The 6,663-nt window shown below is 61.7% G+C and carries 7 protein-coding genes; all 7 read right to left on the bottom strand.

Going from position 1 to position 6,663, the window contains the following annotated elements; genetic code table 11:
• Positions 1-53: 53 nt before the first annotated feature.
• Genes BN69_RS00825 through BN69_RS20005 form a run of 7 tightly spaced genes read right to left on the bottom strand, consistent with a single transcriptional unit; the run spans position 54 to position 6,059 of the window.
• On the bottom strand, positions 54-602 hold the full coding sequence (locus BN69_RS00825) for a hypothetical protein (protein ID WP_041926735.1): 549 nt from the start codon (positions 600-602) through the stop codon (positions 54-56).
• Positions 599-1,102, bottom strand: coding sequence for an ASCH domain-containing protein (locus BN69_RS00830; protein ID WP_051013216.1), 504 nt, complete (start codon positions 1,100-1,102; stop codon positions 599-601). Before BN69_RS00830 ends, BN69_RS00825 begins: the two co-directional genes overlap by 4 nt.
• Positions 1,045-2,379, bottom strand: coding sequence for a hypothetical protein (locus BN69_RS00835; protein WP_014889641.1), 1,335 nt, complete (start codon positions 2,377-2,379; stop codon positions 1,045-1,047). Before BN69_RS00835 ends, BN69_RS00830 begins: the two co-directional genes overlap by 58 nt.
• Positions 2,376-3,407 carry a radical SAM family protein gene (locus BN69_RS00840; RefSeq protein ID WP_014889642.1) on the bottom strand — a complete coding sequence of 344 codons (1,032 nt, stop codon included), beginning with the start codon at positions 3,405-3,407 and terminating at the stop codon, positions 2,376-2,378. Before BN69_RS00840 ends, BN69_RS00835 begins: the two co-directional genes overlap by 4 nt.
• Positions 3,404-4,012: a DUF4186 domain-containing protein gene (locus BN69_RS00845; protein WP_014889643.1), complete on the bottom strand. Its 609-nt coding sequence runs from the start codon at positions 4,010-4,012 to the stop codon at positions 3,404-3,406. The genes BN69_RS00840 and BN69_RS00845 overlap by 4 nt, the downstream gene beginning before the upstream one ends.
• Before the next feature lie 8 nt (positions 4,013-4,020).
• Positions 4,021-5,469 carry an XRE family transcriptional regulator gene (locus tag BN69_RS00850; protein WP_041926736.1) on the bottom strand — a complete coding sequence of 483 codons (1,449 nt, stop codon included), beginning with the start codon at positions 5,467-5,469 and terminating at the stop codon, positions 4,021-4,023.
• Positions 5,466-6,059 carry a DUF6932 family protein gene (locus tag BN69_RS20005; protein ID WP_014889645.1) on the bottom strand — a complete coding sequence of 198 codons (594 nt, stop codon included), beginning with the start codon at positions 6,057-6,059 and terminating at the stop codon, positions 5,466-5,468. The genes BN69_RS00850 and BN69_RS20005 overlap by 4 nt, the downstream gene beginning before the upstream one ends.
• Between the last annotated feature and the right edge of the window lie 604 nt (positions 6,060-6,663).

Genomic DNA, 6,663 nt, shown 5'->3' on the forward strand with positions numbered 1-6,663 from the left:
ACCTTGGGTATCTGAATGTCTGAATGGCTTCCTTGGAAGAGAGCTGGAAATGTTCAAGGTAAGTGCTTTTGCCAATTCTTGACAGCGTCAAGACAGTCGGAGACGACACGATCCAACGACTGATCACCATTGATTACTGCATCGGCCCGCTGCGGAAGCGCCTCGCGCAGATCTGCCTCCACACGATGCGCAGATGCTCGTGCGAAATCCTCGGCATCAGGTCTCGTTTCCACACGCGCGATGCGTGTCGTCTCACAGGCTCCGAGAAACAACAGTCGCGCCTGAGATGGCGCACTCACGGTGGCGAGAATGTCGAAAATGTTGATATGCCGGATACCGTCGATCACGAAATCGTCGCCGGGATGAAAGCCACCTGCCGCCAGGACATCTCTGCAGAATGCTACTGGGTCGGTATCGACGCGCGACTGGCCGAGATCCTGCAACACCTTGCGGTCGTTGGGGTCGCCGCCTAGCCGAATAATCTCGGTCCGCAGGTAGTCGCCAAAGCCGGTGCGGCGCCAACCGAGCGCTGTGGCAACCGCTGCGCTGACCGAGGACTTGCCGCTGCCGATTTGACCGGAGAAACAGAGCAACAAGTTCATGCGAAATCGAACGCCATCTGACGCGATCGCAGGGACACCCATCCCCGCCGGTCACGCTTATCGCAACCGACTGGCGCGATCGAAGCGGGCGCGTCGAGCTCGATCAAGGTTGCATAAAGGGCATCGGCGCGGGAGGACCAGAATTCATCATCGGCACGGATAGCCGCGCCGAAGCGATGTCGGATGCGGTCGATCGGCTCGGTGCTGAGGTCGTAGCACCAGATACGACGCGCAAGCGCGAGGCCGCAGATCGGCCCAGCCACCTCCTTGAGGAGAATAATGTCACCATCGTCGATCTCGCCGTATGGTGCGCACCGGTTACGGCTAAAGCGGGACTCGATTGTCTTTTCGCCGGACAGAACCATGGATAGGAACGGCTCGGCAAAGATCGCAAGGTGAATGCCGATCCGGCTCCTCGGCCGGGTCGCGTCCGACAGATAGGTCAGCCAGAAATGATGGCCGTCGACCTGCTCCAGCAGTTCGTCGAACTCGACCTCCAAGCTACGCTCCGTTCCGTCGCTACTATGGGCGTGTTGCCCTCTTCTTGTTCCTCGATCGCCGCCAGCGCCCGCAGTTTGGTTGCGACTCGCTCCAACGTCTCATGCTCGCGAATAGTGCCCCAGAGGCCGTGCTGAACACCAGAGCCCATTGCCTCGCCAGCGCACGAAATTGCCGCCTCGAGCACTAGCTGTGGATTGTCAGTATGAAAGATGCGATTGCCCGAGGTCCAGACGTTGGCCGCCCGACGACGTGGATCGCGTCGGCTTACCGTCGGTAGGATATCGCCGTCGACGAGTGAGATGAGACTTGCGTCGTCGGAGCGCGCCTCGCCACCTCCGCGGATGAACAGCCGCATGCGGCCGATAACGACTTCGGTCCAGTCACGACGGCGGCCGGAGGATGCGGGGGGCGGCCTTGTCGATGCGCGCATCTTCCTGAACACGATCAGGTCGCCGCGGCACCAGTGCGGGGGCGGGTAAATCCCGACGGCCGCCAGGGCATTGCGCTCAAAGAAGGGCGTCTCATAGGCGATAGCCAGCGGCGAGTACTCTATCGCAGCGAGGCCGAGCCGTCGGGCGAATGCGATGGCAGTTTGCCTGTCGGCTTCCGCGCTCGGCCGGGCGCCATCGGGTGGCAAGCTGATTAAAACGACCCCGCCGGGGCGGCACGCATGCGCCGCAGCGGCGAGCATGGGACGCACGAAATCAAGATACCAGGGCGGATCGAGAAAAACGGCGTCGGCGGCCTCGCGCGGCAGACCGCCGCTGCAAGACCCAATGGAGAGAGGTGACCCCGTGGCCTGGTTGAGAGCAAAGACGCGATCGGTGACGCCGTTGTTCTCGGCGAGGAATGCGAGGCGCCGGCCGACAGGCAAGGTCAGCGCTTCGACGGCTAGGCCCGGCGTTCCAAACAAGAGAAAGTTGCCGCCGGAAGGCGTCAGGTCCGCCGCGCGACTGAGCAACGAGCGCGCCGCGTCGGGTGTGAAGCGCCATTCATAGTCGAGCGGGTGCGGAAGCGGCAACAGAGACCGGCCCTCGACCGCCGTGGTACCGTTGGTAGCCGCCTGCCGATGGATCGACACTGCCACGGTTGTGTCGATCGCTTTGCTGCCCGCCAGCCGATCGAGCGACGCCAACAGTTCAGTCGGATAGACGCTGGGGAGGCGATGCAGGAGTGCCGCAAAGCTGGTCGTGCCATTCCTGATCGCGGTCTGGATCAAGTCATCGACCCGCACCGCAAAGGCAGCCTCTGACAAGGAGCGGCGCGAAGCGATCATGTCGGCCTTGTGCGGAGCGGCACATCGCAGATTTGCAGCGCTCGCAGATCTGGAGAGAAGCGGCTCTCAAGCTCGCTCTTCCAGGCGGCGATGGCTTCCTCCTGGACAGCAAGGCTCTTCTCGCGCGCATCATCGCGGGCAACACGCTGTTCGACCGGTGTGAACACCTGAATCCGCAGGGGAATGACCCGGAGCGGATAGTTTGGATCGATCGCCTGGAGCCGGTCTATCAGGTCGGCGACGCCTTGCGCGATGCCATCATCGTGCGGGGAGGTCAACGTCACATAGCCGTAAACATCGAGCCCCAGGTCCAGCACGCGCCGCAATACCTCGAACTGCCGGTCGTAATCTTGAGGCGCGGCGCCCGTGTTGAAGGCGAACGAGCGGGCATCGAAGCCTTTGACGCAGCAGACGCGACCATAGTTGCGGTAGCGGTGCAGAAGAGCGAGATCGGCGGGTGGAAGCGCGTCGAAGAGATAGGTCGTGCTAAGGTTGTCGTCTGTCCAGAGATAAGTCGTTTCGGCGAGGCCGGCGTCGACGAGCGCTCGCATCATCCACGGAGTCCATTCCGGCACAAGGTCCGGCGATCCTCCCGAGAGGTCGATGATCCGGGGGGCGTCCGGGATCTGGCGATACAGGTCGACGAGTTCGGCGGCCCTGAACCACGCCGAGCGGCTGAGATCCGCTTTCAGCAGCTCCTCCGGCACGAAACAATACCAGCAGCGCCATGCACAGGCAGCGTTCTGAAACACCAGCGCGGTCATCAGGTCCGGAACCGGCGCGATGCCCAACGCGCGGCAGGCCGGCGCGACCGGGAGTGGATTGGCTGGCCAACCCTCGGCTGTCGCGAACCGGAAATGGCGAACGCGCCCATATCCGTTGCAGTTGGCCGGAACCGTAAGGTCGACCTCTTGGCTCGAGCCAGCGAGGCGAGAGATCAAGACGCGGCCGCCGTCGAGGTCGATCGCCCGCGCGCGCAAATGCGCGGCGAAACGCTCAGTATCAATGGGCTTGGCCGGGCTCGTCACGGATGTGATCCCTCCCACTCAGGGGGCAGGCTGCGAGGGCGGCGCGGCACTCTGATCGGCCCATCGGCCAGATCGGGTAGCTTCTCATCGAGGAAGAGGTCGACGAGGGTTGCGCAATAGTCGAATTCCTCTGCTGTCAGTGGCCGGCCCTTCGGGATGTCATGCCAGTATTCGAGGCAGGTCCGGCAGCACGTCGCGGTTGCGTGCTGCGCGTAGTAGATCGCATTGCCTTCAAGGGGAGTCTGACGACCATCGCGGGGCGGCTCGGCGACCGCGAGATATTTGCGGAGGCGGTCACGGGCGGCATCCTTCAACCCAATGCGCCCCTTGCGCTGGGCGTGGTGCATTGCGCGTTCGTCAACGGGACGGTGAAAAAAGTGGTGGCGTATCAGCTCATGCTGAAGCGCCCCGAAGGTATGCGCCGCATCGCCTTTGTCACGGCGGTGTAGACGCTTCCAGTCGACCAGATCCGCCCCGCATGCTCGGCATTTGCCGCGCTGATCAGGTGTCATCTTCTTCAGCTGCTTGAAGCAGTGCAGGTCATTATCGCAGTCAGTCGACGTGCATTTGATGTCGAGCGGCGGGGGTTTCTGAAACATAACCATGGAACACCTCAATGGAGCGCTCGATCGAGCAGCTGCCGATCGAGTTCGTTGTCGATTTCAAATGGGAAGCGCTCTACGAAGACGTCGCGTGCGATCGTCCACGGGTCGCCGTCGTCCGCCTGGAGGTTGGACGCGGTGCCCCACCAGTTCACCCCCTGCCAAGACAAGCGAAAGGCGAGGTAGTTCGCGAGGGCACCAACGCTTACCTTGTTTTTCTCTGCGATCGCTGGAACGACGCTCTTCAGACGTTCGACCGAATTGCGCGCGGCCTGAACGCAGGCCTGCGCCAACGTCTCAGCCTCGCCGTTAAGCTCGACCTCGCCGGCAAACTGGCTCGCAGCGATTTCTTCGTCTGAGTTCCGTCGCTCGGGGGAGGTCTCGTCGGCTTCAATCACCTCCAGCGTGTCTGCCTCTTGACGTTGCCCGGCATGAAACAATTCATGCAGAAGATCGAACAGCCAGCGGGCTTCGTGCTTCGATGTTTGCTTCAGCACGATTGCGTTGTGCCCCTCATAACGCCAGCAGGCGCCATGGAAGGCACCGCGGTCACGCAGCGGCAGAACGACGACACCCATATCCCAAGCCGTGTGAAGCGCGCTCTTGAGATCGACGGCCCTATAGGTCTCGTGAATGCGACGACGCATGACCGCCGGGTCCGTCGGGATTTCGCCCTTGGGTAGTGATCGCGCGCCCTTGAGTGCAACAACGGCGAGATAGTTCGCATAGGCAGCATAGAGGCTGGTCGTCGCCTGGACCCGATTGGCAGGCATCTTGAACCGCGCCTCGGCAGCGGCGAAGCGTGGCGGCATGAGTGCCTGCGCTCCGAAGATATTGTCACGGGTCCAACCGAAAACGCGTTCGAGAACGACGCCAGCCTTGGCAGTCAGGGCATAGTCGCCATCCTCGCTGCCAACCTCGCCGCTGGCCCGCGCGGCATCGGCCGACGGCAAGAGCCGCGACAAAAGAAAGTCGCGGTCGAGCCCGACCTGACGGAGCTTATTGACGAGCCCGCTGAAACTGTTGGGCGCGACGGGCAAGAGAATGTCGTTCTTGATTCGCACCCCAAGTGCGTTGGCGATCTCACGCAGCCGCTGATAGCTGGCCGATGCGTAGCGCTCGGCCTCGTAGCGTTGAATTTGCTGCTCCTTGAGCCCGAGTCGGTCGGCCAGCGACTTTTGGCTGAGTCCGCTTGCGATCCGTGCCTGGATGAGGCCGTCAGCCAGTTGGTCGAAGGAGTTGATCGAGATCACCGACAGGTCGGCGGACTTCAGGCGATCATACTCAGTAAGTTCAGCTTGCAGGTCGGCAAGCTGACTTTCCATGGCCTCACGCTCAGCCTGAAGCAGGCGCGGATGTACGTCCGCTCGGGCGGGGCCTTGGGTCAGCTCGCTGATAGCCTTGCGAAATCGATCAGCCTCGCTCCGGGTAATCCTATACTGCCGTTCGTTAGTAATCATGGCAGACTCCCGAGATCGATGTTCACGACGCCCTTGGGTACTCCGTTGCGATCCTTCATGAAGAAGTCGCGATAGAGCACGCCAGGGGCGGCGAGTGCGGTCGCCGGAAAGAGCTCGCCTAGATATTTCGATTTCATGGCCGCACGGCCATTCGAGAAATCGAGCAGTACGGGGTCGAGACGAGAAGGATCGACCCCTCTGATGTCCCAGGCTCCATCATAGTCCTCCGGCAGTTCTTTCCGTGAAACGAAGCTTCCATCGAGCAGCACCGACCGAGAGCCTGCAGTAGCGAGGTTTTGCAAAGCTGCGAGCAGGCCCCCAACGAGACGGGTGCGGTGTCCGTTGCAGCTGAATCGTGGTGCTACTTCGCTCCAGGGCGCGTCATGCACCCCCGGGGGCAAGTAGCCAGTCGATGCGTCGACATCGGGAAGCATGACACAACAATATCGTTGTGTTGCGTGTTCGTCAAGCGTTCCGGTTTGGCCCCGCCGGTGGTGCTTATGACGGCCTACCTGACGCGGCAGCCTACCCGGGCGATGGCTACGGGAGGCGGGTCGTCGAATTTGGGCGAGCAGCTTGCCATGGCGCATCGACCGGCGGTGAGACGGTGCGGGTGCTCGCGCGGCAGAGGCACCCTATGGCGTTTAGGCGCAAGCCGGTCGCGGCAGCTCCACGGCTTCTGATAGCTTGCGCGCAGCACGGGCAGGGACCACCCATGCCCGCGACGTGTGGAACGGCACTCGTGACAGAGCGGGTATTTCGTAGAGTCGGCGGGATGCACGGACGCGCCAAGATTGTCGCCTGCATCCCTAGCTTGACGATAGTCCCCGAAAGTACAATTTTCGGACTCATCCGGAAAAGGTCAATGATTCCAAGGCCCCGTCATTTTGACGGCGGGACTGACGGTATTTGGATTGCACAAGAATTTTTATCGCCGTTATTTCAATGTGTTATGAGGCTTTGATAATCGAGTGGGCGTGGCAGTAGCGTTGCGCCGGATAACATAGAATACCATAGAGCACTCCGGCGTAGTTCGCTCCTTCGATTGACTACGATTGATCTCAAGCGCTGGACGGCTGGCGTCCCGCGAGCGGCCACGCACGGGGCCGTCAGAAAGTTCTCGACTCTCTCGTATTCGCGGCAGCCGAAGAGGGTGGACGGTCGGCCACATGATACTTGCCGTTGGTTGGTGGT

The organism is Methylocystis sp. SC2 (assembly GCF_000304315.1).
GTDB lineage: Bacteria > Pseudomonadota > Alphaproteobacteria > Rhizobiales > Beijerinckiaceae > Methylocystis.

Coding starts and splice junctions, on each gene's coding strand:
- BN69_RS00825 (WP_041926735.1), bottom strand. CDS start 602: ATGAACTTGTTGCTCTGTTTCTCCGGTCAAATCGGCAGCGGCAAGTCC.
- BN69_RS00835 (WP_014889641.1), bottom strand. CDS start 2,379: ATGATCGCTTCGCGCCGCTCCTTGTCAGAGGCTGCCTTTGCGGTGCGG.
- BN69_RS00845 (WP_014889643.1), bottom strand. CDS start 4,012: ATGGTTATGTTTCAGAAACCCCCGCCGCTCGACATCAAATGCACGTCG.
- BN69_RS00850 (WP_041926736.1), bottom strand. CDS start 5,469: ATGATTACTAACGAACGGCAGTATAGGATTACCCGGAGCGAGGCTGAT.
- BN69_RS20005 (WP_014889645.1), bottom strand. CDS start 6,059: ATGCGCCATGGCAAGCTGCTCGCCCAAATTCGACGACCCGCCTCCCGT.